This is a genomic window from Rhodopseudomonas sp. RCAM05734 (assembly GCF_052658035.1).
The window spans coordinates 4353040-4367231 of the sequence record NZ_CP199742.1; the positions used below are offsets into that span (position 1 = coordinate 4353040).

Below are 14192 nucleotides of genomic sequence, written 5' to 3' on the forward strand. Positions count from 1 at the left end.
CGCGGCGGCCTACCGATTGGCCCTTCGGGGCGCGCCGGGCGAACGTTTCTTCGAGATTTGTCGTGAAGCCGTCATGCGTGATTCGCATAGGACGTTTATAAATGAACAAAGATTCAGTTTCGTTTAAGAGATTCTGAATGGCCACCGGTTCCATTGCCTTGGAGGCTTGGACGCGCGGGTGGGAGTCGGCGATGTGTCTCTCTCTCTCTCTCTCTCTCTCTCTCTCTCTCTCTCTCTCTCTCTCTCGCTCTCGCTCTCGCTCTCGCTCTCGCTCTCGCGATGGCAATGTCCTGACTCGACCCGCGACCCTCGCGCATCCGGGCCGCTCGCCCGCCGGTTGTGTGGACCGATGGCAGATTCTGCGAGGTCTGCCGGTCAAGGTCAGCCGGTTCGAGACCGCCCGCCGAAGGCCCGTTCGCAAGGCGCGTGCACGAAGCCCGATCAATCATGCCCGTCCCATCGATCATCAACGAGCGCTGACGGGTCGAAGCGTGCTCGCGCGCATTGCAGTTTCGTAAGCTTGTGTCTGTACATGTCTATGCCGTCGTCCGAAGTGTAGTTCATGCAGCATCACGCGATGCTCACACGGAATTTATCGGCAACCGTTTTCCACCGTCGCGCATCAGTCGTATCAGTTTGCTCGCAGACTCCGGCAATGATGCCGGCTCTGCGCAACAGGGAAAAGTAACATGATGAAAAAGTTACTGGGCGCGGCCGCAATGGCCGCAGTGGTGCTATCCATCGCGCCGGCGTCGGCAGCGCGCATGGAAGGTTGCAGCGGTACCAACATCGGAAAGGTGGAGACCACCGTCGAGGGATGGGCTGATGGTCCTGCCAAGTGGGCCGCCTTCAAGGAAATTACCGATGCGCAGACGGCAATGCTCGATGGCAAGATGGGCCCCTGCAGCAGGCATCTCAGCAGCGCCATGCATGCCGGCATGACGAAATAACAAACCGGGCGAGGGGCCGCACGCGTACCTGCGGCGGCCCATCGTTCAATCGTGCATTACGGCATCCGCGACAGCTGGGTCGCGAAAGAAGCGATGGTCTTGGCGTAGACCTCGCTCTTGTTCCATTGCTGGATGACCGCGAAGTTGGCGCTGCCTGGCTCCCAGCCTTCTCCGCGCTTCCATCCGTAGCTGGCGAGATAGTTGGCCGTCGAGGCCAGAACGTCCGCGGCGCTGCGCAGCAGGTCGCGCTTGCCGTTGGCGTCGAAGTCCACCGCGAATTTGATGTAGGACGACGGCATGAACTGGGTCTGGCCGATCTCGCCGGCCCAGGCGCCGCGCATTTCGGCAGGCGTCAGATCGCCGCGATCGACGATGCGCAGCGCATCCATCAGCTCTGCACGGAACTGCGCGGCGCGCCGGCAGTCATAGGCCAGCGTCGCCACCGACCGGATGGTGGGATACTTGCCGATATTGACGCCGAAGTCGGTCTCCAATCCCCAGATCGCCACCAGCACCGGGCCGGGCACGCCGTACTGCTGTTCGATGCGCGACAGCATCGAACCGTAACGCTTCAGCATGTCACTGCCGCGGGTGAGGCGGGGTGGCACCATGCGGCCGGAGAATTGCTCGAAGCTCTGGCTGAACACCTGCTGTCCGCGGTCATGCGACAGCACGCTGGCGTCGGGCGTGAGGCCGTTGAGGCCGGCGGCGATGGCAGCCGCCGAGATACCCTTGGCGGCGGCTTCGGTTCTGACGTCGGCCAGCCAGGTGTCGAAGCTGCCGCTGCCGCAGGCCGATGCCGCCAATGCCGGAGAAGCGGTCGACAGCAGCAGCGCACTGAACAGCAGCACGCGGGCAAATGGGCGGACAGACATGCAAACGCTCGCTCTGAATTGAAGCCGGCTGGAGATGACCGGCTTCGAAATGTCAGGGCGAACAGCGGCCAAAGCAAGGCTTCTCTTGCGACGCACCCGCTCGGCCGAGCCAAACAATGCTTCGCCTGGTGGGAGAAGTTTAGGGAGCGCCGATCTCTGGCGATTCAGCGCTCCTTGATTCAGAGCCTAGTCATTCCGCCACTTGAACAGCGACACCGGGAAGTCCGCGGCCGAGCGCCGGATCTTGTTGCGCGGCGGCACTACGGGGGGCGTCGGATTGCGCTCGACCACCTTGCGATAGAGATGCCAGGTGGCGTGGCCGAGCAGCGGGATCACCACGGCGAGGCCGAGAAACAACGGCAGCGAGCCCAGCACCAGCAAGGCCGCGACGATCAGGCCCCAGGCGGCCATGGGCAGGGGATTTTGTGCGACGGCACGCACCGATGTTGTCATGGCGTCGATGACACCGGCATGACGGTCGAGCATCATCGGAAACGACACCACGCTGACGCATAGCGCCACCACGGCGAACAGGAAGCCGACGCCGCAGCCCGCCACGATCAGCCCCCAACCGGCTTTGGTTGTCAGTACCTGCGAGGCGAAGCCCTTGATTTCGGCGGCCGGCGTATAGCCGAAGGCTGCGACGTAGATGGCCTGCGCGCTGGCGATCCACACCGCGAACAGGATGAACAGCAGCGCACCGAGCCCGAGCATGGCGCCGAACGATGGCGAGCGTAGCACCTCGGTGGCATGCCAGGCGGACAGTTCCTCGCCGGTTTCGCGGCGGCGGCTGAGTTCGTAGAGGCCGAGTGCGGCGAACGGTCCGATCAGCGCGAAGCCCGCCGCCAGCGGAAACAGCAGCGGCAGGATCGAATAGCCGAGCACGGTGCGCGCGATCACCAGTCCGATGAAGGGATAGATGATGCAGACCATCACGGCATGACTGGGCACCGCCTTGAAGTCCTCCCAGCCGAGGCGCAGGGCATCGCGCAGATCCGCGAGGCCGATGGTTCGGATGGCGGGCGGGGCGGTGGCGGCGTCAGCGGTGCTGGCGGTGAATGGCGTGACATTGCCGGGGTAGAGTGTGGCCATGGTCGTTGTCTCCCTTGGCGCAGCCGCCTGTTTCACGCCAAATGATGGCGCGGAGCAGCTTGCGAAAAACGATCACGATCAAGCCAGACGCGAGTGCAATGAGACTGTCATAAAGAACTGGTCTTGCCGCGAACTGTCATAGGAGCGTACCGCCGATCATGGCGGGCCGCTCGTCACGCTTCAGTGACTGCGCGACGATTGTTGCACAGCGGCCGGGAGCGCCGCGATAACCGGCAGGTCGACTGCGACCATCGCAACCGCGGCGATGTATTGGCAAGCCGGCGGCAGACGGCTAAAACGCAGGTCCGGGCGAGCGGTTGTCACCACGCTCGGAACCAAGTGCGGCGCAATCTCTTTTACCCAGACATTTACCCATCAGGGAGCATCACCATGAGCATTTTCGGCAAGATCATGAGCGCGATTTTCGGCAGCAGCGCCACTGCCGCCACGCCCGCATCGACGCCCGGTGGCACCGCCGCCGGCGCTCCCCCGGCCGCAGGCGCAGCACCTGTCGCGCCGATGGACTCCGTCGACGTCGCGGCCCTGCTGGACAAGGCCGTTGCCGCCAAAGGCGAGAAGCTGGAATGGAAGACCTCGATCGTCGACCTGATGAAGGCGCTCGACATCGACTCCAGCCTGACCGCGCGCAAGGACCTTGCCAAGGAGCTCGGCTACACCGGCGACATGAACGACTCCGCCAGCATGAACATCTGGCTGCACAAGCAGATGATGGCCAAGCTGGCCGCCAATGGCGGCAAGCTGCCGGCCGACATCAAGCACTGATCGATCGCGTTTAGATCGACGACCAGGGCCCGCGTTCGCGCGGGCCTTTTGTTGTGCCGGCCTCGACAAGGGAATATTGGGCAATGCCGGGTGTTCGCCGGACAGTGCCATGCACAGAACGAAAAGGACGCGGGATGGGATTCATGGGACGTGGCGTGCTGGCGATCGCGCTGGCCTGGGGGCTGATGTTGCCGGCGCAGGCCGAGACGCTGAAGGTGTTGACCGCCGGCGCCTTCAAACAGGTGCTGCTGGCCATGCTGCCGCAGTTCCAGGCGATGGGGCACGACGTGCAATGGGAGACCGATACGGTCGGCGGCCTCGTCAAGCGGGTCGAGGCCGGCGAGACCTTTGACGTCCTGTTCGCCTCGCCCGCGGCGCTGGCGCAGCTGCGCAAATCCGGCAAGGTCGGCGACGGCGTCGATCTCGCCCGCGTCGGTGTCGGCGTCGCGGTGAAGGAGGGCGCTGCGAAGCCGGATATCGGCACCGTGGAGGGCTTCAAGCAGGCGCTGCTGGCGGCGCGGGCGGTGGCCTATATCGATCCGGCCGCGGGCGGCAGCAGCGGTATCTATGTGGCCGGGCTGATCGACAGGCTCGGCATCGGCGATGCCGTGCGCAAGAAGTCGGTGCTGGTGAAGGGTGGCTACTCCGCCGAGCGCGTGGTCTCAGGTGAGGCCGACATCGCGGTGCAGCAGATCAGCGAATTGCTGCCGGTGAAGGGCGTCGTGCTGGCCGGTCCTTTGCCTCTGGAGATCCAGAACTATACGGTCTACTCCGCGGCGCTGGCACCCGGCACCGCAAAGGCTGCGGCGGGGCAAGCGCTGATCGATCTGCTGCAGGGCAGGGACGGCGCCGCCGCGATGGCGACCAAAGGCATGGAAGCGGTCGACCGGGCGCCGGGCAAGTAAGACCACTGAGCAACAAAAACAAAAGACTGGAGAGAACGCCATGGACAACATCGACCGCAGGACGATTCTGACCACCGGCGCGCTGGCGCTCGCCGGCGCCGCCGCGCAGACGGCGCCGGCGCGCGCGCAGTCCGCGCCGAAGACATTGTTCGCCGTGCCGGCCGTCACCATCCCCATCGTCGGCGCGAGCGAGGTGTTTCCGGTGCGCCGGATCTACTGCATCGGCCGCAACTACGCGGCGCACGCCATCGAGCGCGGCTCCGATCCCACGCGCGAACCGCCGTTCTTCTTCCAGAAGCCCACCGACGCGATCCAGAATGTCGGCATCGGCGAGGTCGCCGAGCATCCCTATCCGTCGCTCACCAAGAACTATCACCACGAGGTCGAGCTGGTCGCGGCGCTGAAATCCGGCGGCACCAACATTCCCGCCGACAAGGCGCTGGACCACGTCTACGGCTATGCTGTCGGTCTCGACATGACCCGCCGCGATCTGCAGAACGCCCAAGCGGCCGAGAAGAAGCCATGGGAGATCGGCAAGAGTTTTGACCATGCCGCGGTGATCGGGCCGATCCATCCGGTCAGCAAGACCGGGCATTTCACCAAGGGCGCCATCTCGCTGGCGGTGAACGGCACGGTGCGGCAGAATTCCGACATGGACAAGATGATCTGGAGCGTCGCCGAGCAGATCGCCAAACTGTCGGAAGCGTTCGAGCTGAAGGCCGGCGACATCATCTATTCCGGCACCCCGGAGAATGTCGGCCCGGTGGTCAAGGGCGACGTGCTGCTGTGCAAGCTGCAGGGGCTGCCGGACATGTCGATCAGGATCGTCTGAGATCCGAGACAAGCGCGTCGCCTGCATCGAGGCTCCGTCATGGCCGGGCGTGTCCCGGGCATCCACGAGGTGATGAAGAGCGTGGATGCCCGGCACAAGGCCGGGCATGACAGCGTGAAGCGCTCGTCAGCCCTTCAGGTCCGCCACTTCCGGATGCTGCGCGAGATAGTCCACGACGAATGAACACCCGGCGACCACCTTGTGCCCGTCGGCCCGGATCAGCTCCAGCGCGCCCTTGACCAGCTCTGAGGCGATGCCGCGGCCGCGCAGGGCCGGCGGCGTCTCGGTGTGGTGGATGATCACGCGGTCGCCGGCCAGACGATAATTGGCGAAGGCGAGCGAGCCCTCGACGGCGAGTTCGAAACGCTGGCTGGTCTTGTTGTCGGTGACGTCGGTCATGTCTGCCTTCAGGTCTTGAGAGAATCGGTCAGCAACTGGCGCACCGACCATGCTTCGCCGTCGACCGCGCCGCGGATGTCGTCGATCTTCCAGTGCCCGCCGTCGCGCACGAAATCATAGCGGATGGTGTTGTCTTCGGCGTGCTTGCGCGGCTCCTGGGCGCTCGAGCTGGTGAGCGCCACGGCGACGGTGGCGAGGGCCGCGTCGAGCTTCTCTGCTGTCGCGGTGAAGGACTTGACGTCGGGATTTTGCGAATTGGTGACGGGATCGAAATCCACCGGCCCGACCTCACCCTTGGGCGTCCGCGCCTCCGCCTTGTTCCACAGCGCTGCCAGCGATTTCGACAGGTATTTGGCCCGTGCCGGCTTTTCCAGTGTGACGAAGCCGCCGCCTTCGTCGCCCTTGCCGGCGGTGACCCGGGCATAGATGGCGTTGACGATCGCCAGCGGATCGTTGGCGACCGGCGCGGCATGGGCTGAGGGCGTGGCGAGCAAAGCAAGTGCTGCGACCACAAAGGCACGGCGGGCGAGCATCAAATCCTCCAAACGGTCAGGTGTGACGCTTATAAACCGGAACTGGCGGCCGGTTAATGCTAAGAGGATGCATAGCGGCGCAGCATTTTCAGTATTGCGCATCCGTCTCACGGCGCGCCCCGACCGGGCGCGCCCACAACATCCATTGGAATTTTACGATGTCGAACGCGCCCAATCAAAAAGGCCCCAACACCAAGAAGAAGCAGAAATGCAAGAACTGCGAAGGCAAGGGCCTGCTCAAGAAGGGCGACAAGGTGGTGACCTGCCAGCGCTGCAAGGGCACGGGGCTGCGGTGACAGGTTAGGATCCCTCGTCGGGAATGTTCAGCACCGTGCCGCAGGCCTTGCAGTGCACTGCGTCGCTGTCGTGGCGCTGCAGGCCGCAGTCGGGGCAGGGAAAGCGTACCTTGCTCGGACTCAGCAGGGCACGGGCGAGATTGAAAAACAGCGTGACGCCGAAAATCATGATGACGACGCTGATCAACCGGCCCACCGTGCCAGGCAGAGTGATGTCGCCAAAGCCGGTCGTTGTCAGGGCGGTGACTGTGAAATACAGCGCATCTGCATAGTTGGCGATTTGCTCGTTGTGGAATTTCTGCGTCTCGTAGACCACCGCTGTCATCACGAAAATGAAGACCGCGAGGTTGGTCACGGCGCCGATGACCTCCTCGTTGCGCCGGAAGAAAACACTGTCGGCGCGCAGCCGTTCGACCATCTGATAATCGCGCAGCAGCCGCAGCGTCCGCAGAATGCGCAGGAACCCGGCGGCCTCGCCGGCAAACGGCGCCAGAAACGAAATGATCGCCACGATGTCGGCCCAGGTCGCCATCCGCGTGAATTCGCGCAGCCGATGCGGGCTGATAAACAGGCGCGCCGCGAAATCGGCCAGGATCAGCACGCCAAACATGACGTCCAGCGCCTCGAACAGGTCGCTCGATGGCAGGAACGACGTGGCGATGATGAACAGCACCGTGACGATATCGAACGCTAGATGTTTGGTCCCAGCATTTGATGGTGCATTATTCTCCGACGGTTGGAAGGATGCGCTATGGGACAGGTTCACCACGGGAGCGCCACAACGACAGCGGCGGTCCGTCGAGCGATACAACATAGTCAAGAGAGCCTGAGGGTCTTGGCCAGGCGGCATGGGATCAATCCCAAGACCGTCGCCAAGTGGAAGGCGCGGGCCTCGGTCGAAGATCTACGAACCGGGCCGAAAGACCCGAAGTCGACGGTTCTGACGGTCGAGGAAGAGGCGCTTATTGTCGCCTTCCGGCGGCACACGCTGCTGCCGCTCGATGACTGCTTGTATGCCCTGCAACCAACCATCCCGCATCTGACGCGCTCGTCACTGCATCGCTGCCTGCAGCGCCACGACATCTCGCGATTGCCTGAAGTCGAGGGCGACAAGCCAGATCGGCGTAAGTTCAAGACCTATCCGATCGGCTACTTTCACATCGACATCGCCGAGGTCCGCACCGAGCAGGGCAAGCTCTATCTGTTCGTGGGGATCGACCGGACCTCAAAGTTCGCCTTCGTCGAGTTGCACGAGAAAGCCACTCGGCGCATCGCCGGCGACTTCCTGCGCCACCTGATCGCGGCCGTGCCCTACAAGATCCACACCGTGCTGACCGACAATGGCACGCACTTCACCACGCCCGGTGCCGGTGGCTCAGCGGTCCCTGAGATCAAGCTGGCCCTCGAGCGTGGCGAGCCGGTCTGGGCCCATGGCTTTGAGTTGGCTTGCGCCCAGGCCGACATCGATCATCGCCTCACCAAGCCCAAGCACCCCTGGACCAATGGCCAGGTCGAACGGATGAACCGGACTATCAAGGAAGCGACCGTCAAGCGCTTCCACTACGAGACCCACGACCAACTCCGTCGCCACCTCGGCGACTTCATCGACGCCTACAACTTCGCGCGTCGGCTAAAGACCCTGCAGGGCCTCACACCCTACGAGTACGTTTGTAAGATCTGGACAAAAGAGCCCACCAGATTCAATGTTGATCCGACCCATCAAAGTCCGGGACTAAACATCTAGGATCTAAGCCATTAGGTCTCACTCCGCCGCCTCGACCTTCCGCTTCTTAGGCTTGCCGGCCTTCTCCAGCACCGGCTTCAGGAACTTGCCGGTGTAGCTCCGTGGCGCCTTGACGATGTCTTCGGGCGGGCCCCAGGCGACAATTTCGCCGCCGCCGTCGCCGCCTTCGGGGCCGAGGTCGATGACCCAGTCTGCGGTCTTGATGACTTCGAGATTGTGCTCGATCACCACCACCGTGTTGCCCTGCGACACCAGCTCGTGCAGCACTTCCAGCAGTTTTGCGACGTCGTGGAAGTGCAGGCCGGTGGTCGGCTCATCCAGGATGTACAGCGTGCGGCCGGTGGCGCGCTTGGACAGCTCCTTGGCCAGCTTGACGCGCTGCGCCTCGCCGCCGGACAAAGTCGTGGCCTGCTGGCCGACATGAATGTAGTCGAGGCCGACGCGCTGCAATGTCTTGAATGTCTCGCGGACGCGCGGCACCGCCTTGAAGAAGTCGGCGGCTTCTTCCACGGTCATGTCGAGCACGTCGGCGATCGACTTGTTCTTGAACAGCACTTCCAGGGTTTCGCGGTTGTAGCGCTTGCCCTTGCAGGTGTCGCAGGTGACGTAGACGTCCGGCAGGAAGTGCATCTCGATCTTGATGACACCGTCGCCCTGGCAGGCCTCGCAGCGGCCGCCCTTGACGTTGAACGAGAACCGGCCGGGCTCGTAGCCGCGCGCCTTGGATTCCGGCAGGCCGGCGAACCATTCGCGGATCGGCGTGAAGGCGCCGGTATAGGTCGCTGGATTGGAGCGCGGCGTGCGGCCGATCGGCGACTGGTCGATGTCGATGATCTTGTCGATATGCTCGAGGCCCTCGATGCGGTCGTGCGGGGCCGCGCCCTCGCTGGCATTGTTGAGTTTGCGCGCGATCGCCTTGTACAAAGTGTCGATCAGCAGCGTCGACTTGCCGCCGCCGGACACGCCGGTCACCGCGGTGAACAGGCCGAGCGGGATTTCCGCCGAGACGTTCTTGAGATTGTTGCCGCGGGCGTTGATCACCTTGATGGTACGGCGATGGTTCGGCGGCCGGCGCTCGGGCACCGGCACCGACAGTTCGCCGGTGAGATATTTGCCGGTCAGCGATTTCGGATTGGCCATCACCTGCGCGGGCGTGCCCTGGGCGACTATGTGGCCGCCATGGGTGCCGGCGCCGGGGCCGACGTCGACCACGTAGTCCGCCGCCAGCACCGCATCCTCGTCATGCTCGACCACGATCACGGTATTGCCGAGGTCGCGCAGCCGCCGCAGCGTGTCGAGCAGCCGGGCGTTGTCGCGTTGGTGCAGGCCGATGGACGGCTCGTCCAGCACATAGAGCACGCCGGTGAGGCCGGAGCCGATCTGCGACGCCAGCCGGATGCGCTGGCTCTCGCCGCCCGACAATGTGCCGGAGGCGCGCGCCAAAGTGAGATAGTTGAGGCCGACGTCGAGCAGGAACGACAGCCGCTCGCGGATCTCCTTGAGGATGCGGACGGCGATCTCGTTCTGCTGGGTGTTCAGCATGGTCGGCACGGTCTTGAACCATTCGCCGGCTGATCGTACCGACATCTCGGAGACCTCGCCGATATGCTTGCCGCCGATCTTGACCGACAGCGCTTCCGGCTTCAGGCGATAGCCGAGGCAGGCATCGCAGGGCACGTCGGAAAAATACTTGCCGAGCTCCTCGCGCGCCCACTCGCTCTCGGTCTCGCGGAAGCGGCGGTCGATATTGGTGACCACGCCCTCGAACGGCTTCTTGGTGTCGTAGGCGCGCACGCCGTCCTCGTAGGAGAATTTTATCTCGTCATCGCCGGAGCCATGGAGGAGGGCGTTCTGCGTCTTCTTCGGCAGGTCCTTCCACTTGGTATCCAGGGTGAACTTGTAGAATTTGCCGAGCGCGGTGAGCGTCTGGATGTAATAGGGCGACGACGACTTGGCCCAAGGCGCGATTGCGCCTTTTCGCAAGGTCAGTTCCTTGTCGGGGATCACCAGTTCGGCGTCGATGGTCTGCTCGATGCCGAGGCCGCCGCATTTCGGGCAGGCGCCATAGGGATTGTTGAACGAGAACAGCCGCGGCTCGACTTCCGGAATGGTGAAGCCGGACACCGGGCAGGCGAATTTTTCCGAGAACAGGATGCGTTCGGCGCCGGTCTTGTCGTGGATTTTTGCAACCTTCTTGTCGGCTTTCTTCTCAGCCGCGGGGGGCGCGGCCGGCGCCGCGGGAACGTCGGCGTATTCGATGACCGCGAGGCCTTCGGCGAGTTTTAGCGCGGTCTCAAAACTTTCGGCCAGGCGCTGGCCGATGTCCGGCCGCACAACGATGCGGTCGACCACCACGTCGATGTCGTGCGGGAATTTTTTGTCGAGCACCGGCGCTTCGGCGAGTTCGTGGAAGGCGCCGTCGATCTTGACGCGCTGGAAGCCCTTCTTGAGGTATTCCGCCATCTCCTTGCGGTATTCGCCCTTGCGGCCGCGCACCACCGGCGCCAGCAGATAGAGGCGCGTGCCTTCCGGCAGCGCCAGCACGCGATCGACCATCATGGAGACGGTCTGGCTTTCGATCGGCAGGCCGGTGGCCGGCGAGTAGGGCACGCCGACGCGGGCCCACAGCAGGCGCATGTAGTCGTAGATCTCGGTGACGGTGCCGACCGTGGAGCGCGGGTTCTTCGAGGTGGTCTTCTGCTCGATGGAGATGGCCGGCGACAGGCCGTCGATCTGGTCGACGTCCGGCTTCTGCATCATCTCCAGGAACTGGCGGGCATAGGCCGACAGCGATTCGACGTAGCGGCGCTGGCCCTCGGCATAGATGGTGTCGAAGGCGAGCGACGACTTGCCGGAGCCCGACAGGCCGGTGAATACCACCAGCTTGTCGCGCGGGATCTCCAGGTCGACGTTCTTGAGATTGTGCTCGCGGGCGCCGCGAATGGTGATCGAGCGCAGGTTGGCACCGGTCTGGCGCTTCGCCTTGATGACTTCATCCATGACAGACATTCCCAGACGCGCGAGACGCGCCGCATTCGGGCGCGCATCGCCGGCGGACCGGGATCGAACGCCAATTGATTGATTTCAGAACATAGGAAGAACGATGGCGGATTTCCAGTGCCGCCGGCGCTTCATCAACGATTTGTTGCACGGCCGCCTGGGGGGCGCGCAGTCGTGCAGATGGTGATGAAGGGCCACATAAAAAAGGCCGGCTTTTCAGCCGGCCTTTTCCAGATCAGAAGGCCTTGAAGGCCTGCGAAGCTCAGTACTTGGCGACGACCGGACCACCCCAGCGGTAGTTGATGCGGGCGGTGACCATATCGACGTCCTGACCGATGCGATCCGAGGTGGTCGCCGGCGAGGTGAAGGTCACGTTGCGCGAACCGAGGAAGATATGGTCGTATTCGACGCCGACCGACCAGTTCGGGGTGAAGCCGTATTCGAGGCCCACGCCAACCGTGCCGCCCCAGCGGGTTTCCGAAGCGGTGCCGGTGTTCACGGTCGCGCCGTTGAGGAAGTAGTTGTACTTGTCGGAAGCAACGCCGGCGCCGCCCTTCACGTAGAGCAGGGCGTTGTTCCAGGCGTAGCCGACCTGACCGGTGAACAGGCCGAGAGCCTGGATCTTCGAACGGTTGGTGAAGGCCGGGAAAGCGGTGCTGACGTTGGAGCCGGAGAGGTCAGCCCAGTCGCCCTGCGCTTCCAGACCGAACACCCAGGCGCTCGACTGCCAGCGGTAGCCGATCTGGCCACCGGCGACAGCGCCGGATGCGTCATGGCAACCTTCCGAAACCGCAAGGGTCGGTGCAGCGAGGCTGCCGAGCGAGTCCCAGCACTTGCGGCTGGTGCCGTAACCGGCGTTGGCGCCGATATAGAAGCCCGACCAGTCATACATCGCGACCATCATCGGCGGCGCCTTGGTGTAGGGGCGGGCGGCGAGATCAGCGGCGGAAGCGGACGTGGCCATCCCCAGGGTGGCGAGAGCTGCCGAAGCGAGCAAAAACTTTTTCATCGAATTTCCCCTCAGTACATGCGCTTCCAACCGAAGCGGCCAGGTGCAGCGCTGTCGCTGCCGATTCCATGCCGTAAATATACGCGAGGTTGCAAAAAAAGTCCGTCACCCAAAAGCAACAGTCGTCTGCGATCTGCGAAGCACCGTAAATTATTGTTCTGTTTACGAAAGTATTGATTTACCGCCCGCCCGCGGCAGCAACCGAGCGGTTGTGCGCTGCAGGCCACAGCGCAGCGGACGAGGCCGCCGTCCGGGCTCGGACGCCGGCAGTCTTGAGAACAAAAATGGAACATGCTACTGATGATCCCGTGGATAAGTCGTGATCGGCGGCCTGACGAAGCCCGGACCGTATAGGGTCGGAAAAATGGCGATCGCGCGGGGGCCTGACGGTCCGGCGGATATCCAATCAGCAATTTGAGTTTCGAGTGCAGGAGAACGGCGATGGCGGGAAGCGTGAACAAGGTGATTTTGGTCGGTAATCTCGGCAAGGATCCCGAGGTTCGGCGGATGCAGAACGGCAATCCGGTCGTGAACCTCACCGTTGCGACCTCCGACACCTGGCGCGACAAGGCGACCGGCGAGCGCAAGGAAAAGACCGAGTGGCATCGCGTGGTGATCTTCAGCGAGGGCCTCGCCAAGGTGGCTGAGCAATATCTCAAGAAGGGCGCCAAGGTTTACATCGAAGGCGCGCTGCAGACCCGCAAGTGGACCGATCCGCAGGGCGTAGAGAAGTACTCCACCGAGATCGTGCTGCAGGGCTTCAATTCGACGCTGACCATGCTGGACGGCAAGGGCGGCGGTGCGGGGGCCGGCGGTGGCGACAGCTACGGCGGCGACATGGGCGGCGACTTCGGCGCGAGCAGCCCGTCGAGCGCTCCGCCGCGCCGTGCCGCAGTGGCCGCCTCGTCGGGGGGCGGCCGCAGCAGCGACATGGATGACGACATTCCGTTCTGAGGCGCGCGTCTTAGAGCATCTTCCGGCACGCCGGCGTCCTCGGACGCCGGCGTTTTTTTTAAGCGGGATGACAATCCCGGATGATAATCCGGAGTCGTGCCGTCTCAGCACTCTCACGGTTCACGGATGCGCTCAGTCCCAGAGTGCGCCGCCGCGCCGCGAGCCCGCCGACTGCACCTCGGCAGCGGCCTACATGCGATGAACTTGACAATGGAAAGATTGATGTAAAAGATGTTTACATTCGTTCGAGCCCGTTCAGGTGCCTGTCATGTCGCTCCAGCCGTTGCTCGATGCTGCCACGCCCATCCCGCTGCACGCACTGGCGGCGATGGCCGCGTTCGTGCTCGGGGTGGTCCAGCTCGTCGCGCCCAAGGGCACGCTGCCGCATCGCACGTTGGGCTGGGTCTGGGTGGCGCTGATGGCCACCGTGGCGATCAGCTCGTTCTGGATCCATGGCCACAGTTTCCGCCTGTGGCGGAGCTGGAGTCCGATCCACCTGCTTTCGATTTTTGCCCCGTTGATGCTGGTGCTGGCGGTGGTCCGCGCCCGGCAGCACCAGGTCAGGGCGCACTCCATCATCATGATCTCGATCTTCACCGGCGCCCTGGTCATCGCCGGCCTGTTCACGCTGGTCCCGGGCCGGATCATGCATACGGCGATGTTCGGACCATAGCGCCGGCGCGGATTCGCCCGTCGCGGCATGGCCGATCGCGGGACCCGCTGCAAGGCCCGATAGCCTCCCTTAAGTGATTGGAAAACCGGAGATAAAATCCGCTGGCCGGGGACGGGCAGGGGTGGCTTGCGGGCGCGCGATGCGCTA

At 63.6% G+C, this 14192-nt stretch carries 14 protein-coding genes and 1 pseudogene; 8 read left to right on the forward strand and 7 right to left on the reverse strand.

The window, feature by feature from the left end; all coding sequences use genetic code 11:
* Nucleotides 1-689: 689 nt before the first annotated feature.
* Nucleotides 690-950: a hypothetical protein gene (locus tag ACUXVA_RS20570; protein WP_445487803.1), complete on the forward strand. Its 261-nt coding sequence runs from the start codon at nucleotides 690-692 to the stop codon at nucleotides 948-950.
* Nucleotides 951-1006: 56 nt separating this feature from the next.
* Here the strand turns inward: ACUXVA_RS20570 and ACUXVA_RS20575 are convergent, their stop codons facing one another.
* Nucleotides 1007-1825 carry a lytic murein transglycosylase gene (locus tag ACUXVA_RS20575; protein ID WP_265078653.1) on the reverse strand — a complete coding sequence of 273 codons (819 nt, stop codon included), beginning with the start codon at nucleotides 1823-1825 and terminating at the stop codon, nucleotides 1007-1009.
* 186 nt (nucleotides 1826-2011) lie between these two features.
* A complete protein-coding gene (locus ACUXVA_RS20580) occupies nucleotides 2012-2917 on the reverse strand; it encodes a DUF2189 domain-containing protein (protein ID WP_265078652.1) in 906 nt (301 codons plus the stop codon).
* 390 nt (nucleotides 2918-3307) lie between these two features.
* Here ACUXVA_RS20580 and ACUXVA_RS20585 point away from each other — a divergent pair, with 390 nt between their 5' ends.
* From ACUXVA_RS20585 to ACUXVA_RS20595, 3 genes are all read left to right on the forward strand, one after another.
* Nucleotides 3308-3700, forward strand: a complete 393-nt coding sequence (locus ACUXVA_RS20585; RefSeq protein WP_445487805.1) for a DUF3597 domain-containing protein — start codon at nucleotides 3308-3310, stop codon at nucleotides 3698-3700.
* 143 nt (nucleotides 3701-3843) lie between these two features.
* Nucleotides 3844-4605 carry a molybdate ABC transporter substrate-binding protein gene (locus ACUXVA_RS20590; RefSeq protein WP_265078651.1) on the forward strand — a complete coding sequence of 254 codons (762 nt, stop codon included), beginning with the start codon at nucleotides 3844-3846 and terminating at the stop codon, nucleotides 4603-4605.
* 40 nt (nucleotides 4606-4645) lie between these two features.
* Complete coding sequence (locus ACUXVA_RS20595) at nucleotides 4646-5437, forward strand: fumarylacetoacetate hydrolase family protein (RefSeq protein WP_445487808.1); 792 nt, start codon at nucleotides 4646-4648, stop codon at nucleotides 5435-5437.
* A gap of 126 nt (nucleotides 5438-5563) precedes the next feature.
* On the opposite strand, the gene ACUXVA_RS20600 is transcribed toward ACUXVA_RS20595, so the two are convergent.
* Complete coding sequence (locus ACUXVA_RS20600; protein WP_265078649.1) at nucleotides 5564-5836, reverse strand: GNAT family N-acetyltransferase; 273 nt, start codon at nucleotides 5834-5836, stop codon at nucleotides 5564-5566.
* A gap of 8 nt (nucleotides 5837-5844) precedes the next feature.
* Entirely contained in the window at nucleotides 5845-6369 is a 525-nt protein-coding gene (locus ACUXVA_RS20605; protein ID WP_265078648.1) for a DUF3828 domain-containing protein, read from the reverse strand.
* 158 nt (nucleotides 6370-6527) lie between these two features.
* Between ACUXVA_RS20605 and ACUXVA_RS20610 the strand changes: the two genes are divergently transcribed.
* Nucleotides 6528-6665, forward strand: coding sequence for a hypothetical protein (locus ACUXVA_RS20610; RefSeq protein WP_265078647.1), 138 nt, complete (start codon nucleotides 6528-6530; stop codon nucleotides 6663-6665).
* Between the two features lie 4 nt (nucleotides 6666-6669).
* On the opposite strand, the pseudogene ACUXVA_RS20615 reads toward ACUXVA_RS20610, so the two are convergent.
* Nucleotides 6670-7359, reverse strand: a pseudogene (locus ACUXVA_RS20615) (potassium channel family protein); the annotation flags it as partial.
* 57 nt (nucleotides 7360-7416) lie between these two features.
* Here ACUXVA_RS20615 and ACUXVA_RS20620 point away from each other — a divergent pair.
* Nucleotides 7417-8409: an IS481 family transposase gene (locus tag ACUXVA_RS20620; RefSeq protein WP_265078738.1), complete on the forward strand. Its 993-nt coding sequence runs from the start codon at nucleotides 7417-7419 to the stop codon at nucleotides 8407-8409.
* A gap of 18 nt (nucleotides 8410-8427) precedes the next feature.
* On the opposite strand, the gene uvrA is transcribed toward ACUXVA_RS20620, so the two are convergent.
* Both uvrA and ACUXVA_RS20630 read right to left on the reverse strand, forming a co-directional pair.
* A complete protein-coding gene (gene uvrA, locus ACUXVA_RS20625) occupies nucleotides 8428-11409 on the reverse strand; it encodes an excinuclease ABC subunit UvrA (RefSeq protein ID WP_445487811.1) in 2982 nt (993 codons plus the stop codon).
* A gap of 262 nt (nucleotides 11410-11671) precedes the next feature.
* Nucleotides 11672-12418 (reverse strand): outer membrane protein, encoded by a 747-nt coding sequence (locus ACUXVA_RS20630; RefSeq protein WP_445487813.1) that lies wholly within the window; start codon nucleotides 12416-12418, stop codon nucleotides 11672-11674.
* Nucleotides 12419-12859: 441 nt separating this feature from the next.
* On the opposite strand from ACUXVA_RS20630, the gene ACUXVA_RS20635 reads away from it, so the two are divergent.
* Nucleotides 12860-13372: a single-stranded DNA-binding protein gene (locus tag ACUXVA_RS20635; protein ID WP_445487815.1), complete on the forward strand. Its 513-nt coding sequence runs from the start codon at nucleotides 12860-12862 to the stop codon at nucleotides 13370-13372.
* 268 nt (nucleotides 13373-13640) lie between these two features.
* Nucleotides 13641-14045, forward strand: a complete 405-nt coding sequence (locus ACUXVA_RS20640) for a DUF2306 domain-containing protein (RefSeq protein WP_265078644.1) — start codon at nucleotides 13641-13643, stop codon at nucleotides 14043-14045.
* The last annotated feature ends 147 nt before the right edge of the window (nucleotides 14046-14192 follow it).

Excerpts from the sequence above, each read along its gene's own strand:
- ACUXVA_RS20570 (WP_445487803.1), top strand. The coding sequence starts at position 690 with ATGATGAAAAAGTTACTGGGCGCGGCCGCAATGGCCGCAGTGGTGCTA.
- ACUXVA_RS20575 (WP_265078653.1), bottom strand. The coding sequence starts at position 1,825 with ATGTCTGTCCGCCCATTTGCCCGCGTGCTGCTGTTCAGTGCGCTGCTG.
- ACUXVA_RS20580 (WP_265078652.1), bottom strand. The coding sequence starts at position 2,917 with ATGGCCACACTCTACCCCGGCAATGTCACGCCATTCACCGCCAGCACC.
- ACUXVA_RS20585 (WP_445487805.1), top strand. The coding sequence starts at position 3,308 with ATGAGCATTTTCGGCAAGATCATGAGCGCGATTTTCGGCAGCAGCGCC.
- ACUXVA_RS20590 (WP_265078651.1), top strand. The coding sequence starts at position 3,844 with ATGGGACGTGGCGTGCTGGCGATCGCGCTGGCCTGGGGGCTGATGTTG.
- ACUXVA_RS20595 (WP_445487808.1), top strand. The coding sequence starts at position 4,646 with ATGGACAACATCGACCGCAGGACGATTCTGACCACCGGCGCGCTGGCG.
- ACUXVA_RS20600 (WP_265078649.1), bottom strand. The coding sequence starts at position 5,836 with ATGACCGACGTCACCGACAACAAGACCAGCCAGCGTTTCGAACTCGCC.
- ACUXVA_RS20605 (WP_265078648.1), bottom strand. The coding sequence starts at position 6,369 with ATGCTCGCCCGCCGTGCCTTTGTGGTCGCAGCACTTGCTTTGCTCGCC.
- ACUXVA_RS20610 (WP_265078647.1), top strand. The coding sequence starts at position 6,528 with ATGTCGAACGCGCCCAATCAAAAAGGCCCCAACACCAAGAAGAAGCAG.
- ACUXVA_RS20620 (WP_265078738.1), top strand. The coding sequence starts at position 7,417 with ATGGGACAGGTTCACCACGGGAGCGCCACAACGACAGCGGCGGTCCGT.
- uvrA (WP_445487811.1), bottom strand. The coding sequence starts at position 11,409 with ATGGATGAAGTCATCAAGGCGAAGCGCCAGACCGGTGCCAACCTGCGC.
- ACUXVA_RS20630 (WP_445487813.1), bottom strand. The coding sequence starts at position 12,418 with ATGAAAAAGTTTTTGCTCGCTTCGGCAGCTCTCGCCACCCTGGGGATG.
- ACUXVA_RS20635 (WP_445487815.1), top strand. The coding sequence starts at position 12,860 with ATGGCGGGAAGCGTGAACAAGGTGATTTTGGTCGGTAATCTCGGCAAG.
- ACUXVA_RS20640 (WP_265078644.1), top strand. The coding sequence starts at position 13,641 with ATGTCGCTCCAGCCGTTGCTCGATGCTGCCACGCCCATCCCGCTGCAC.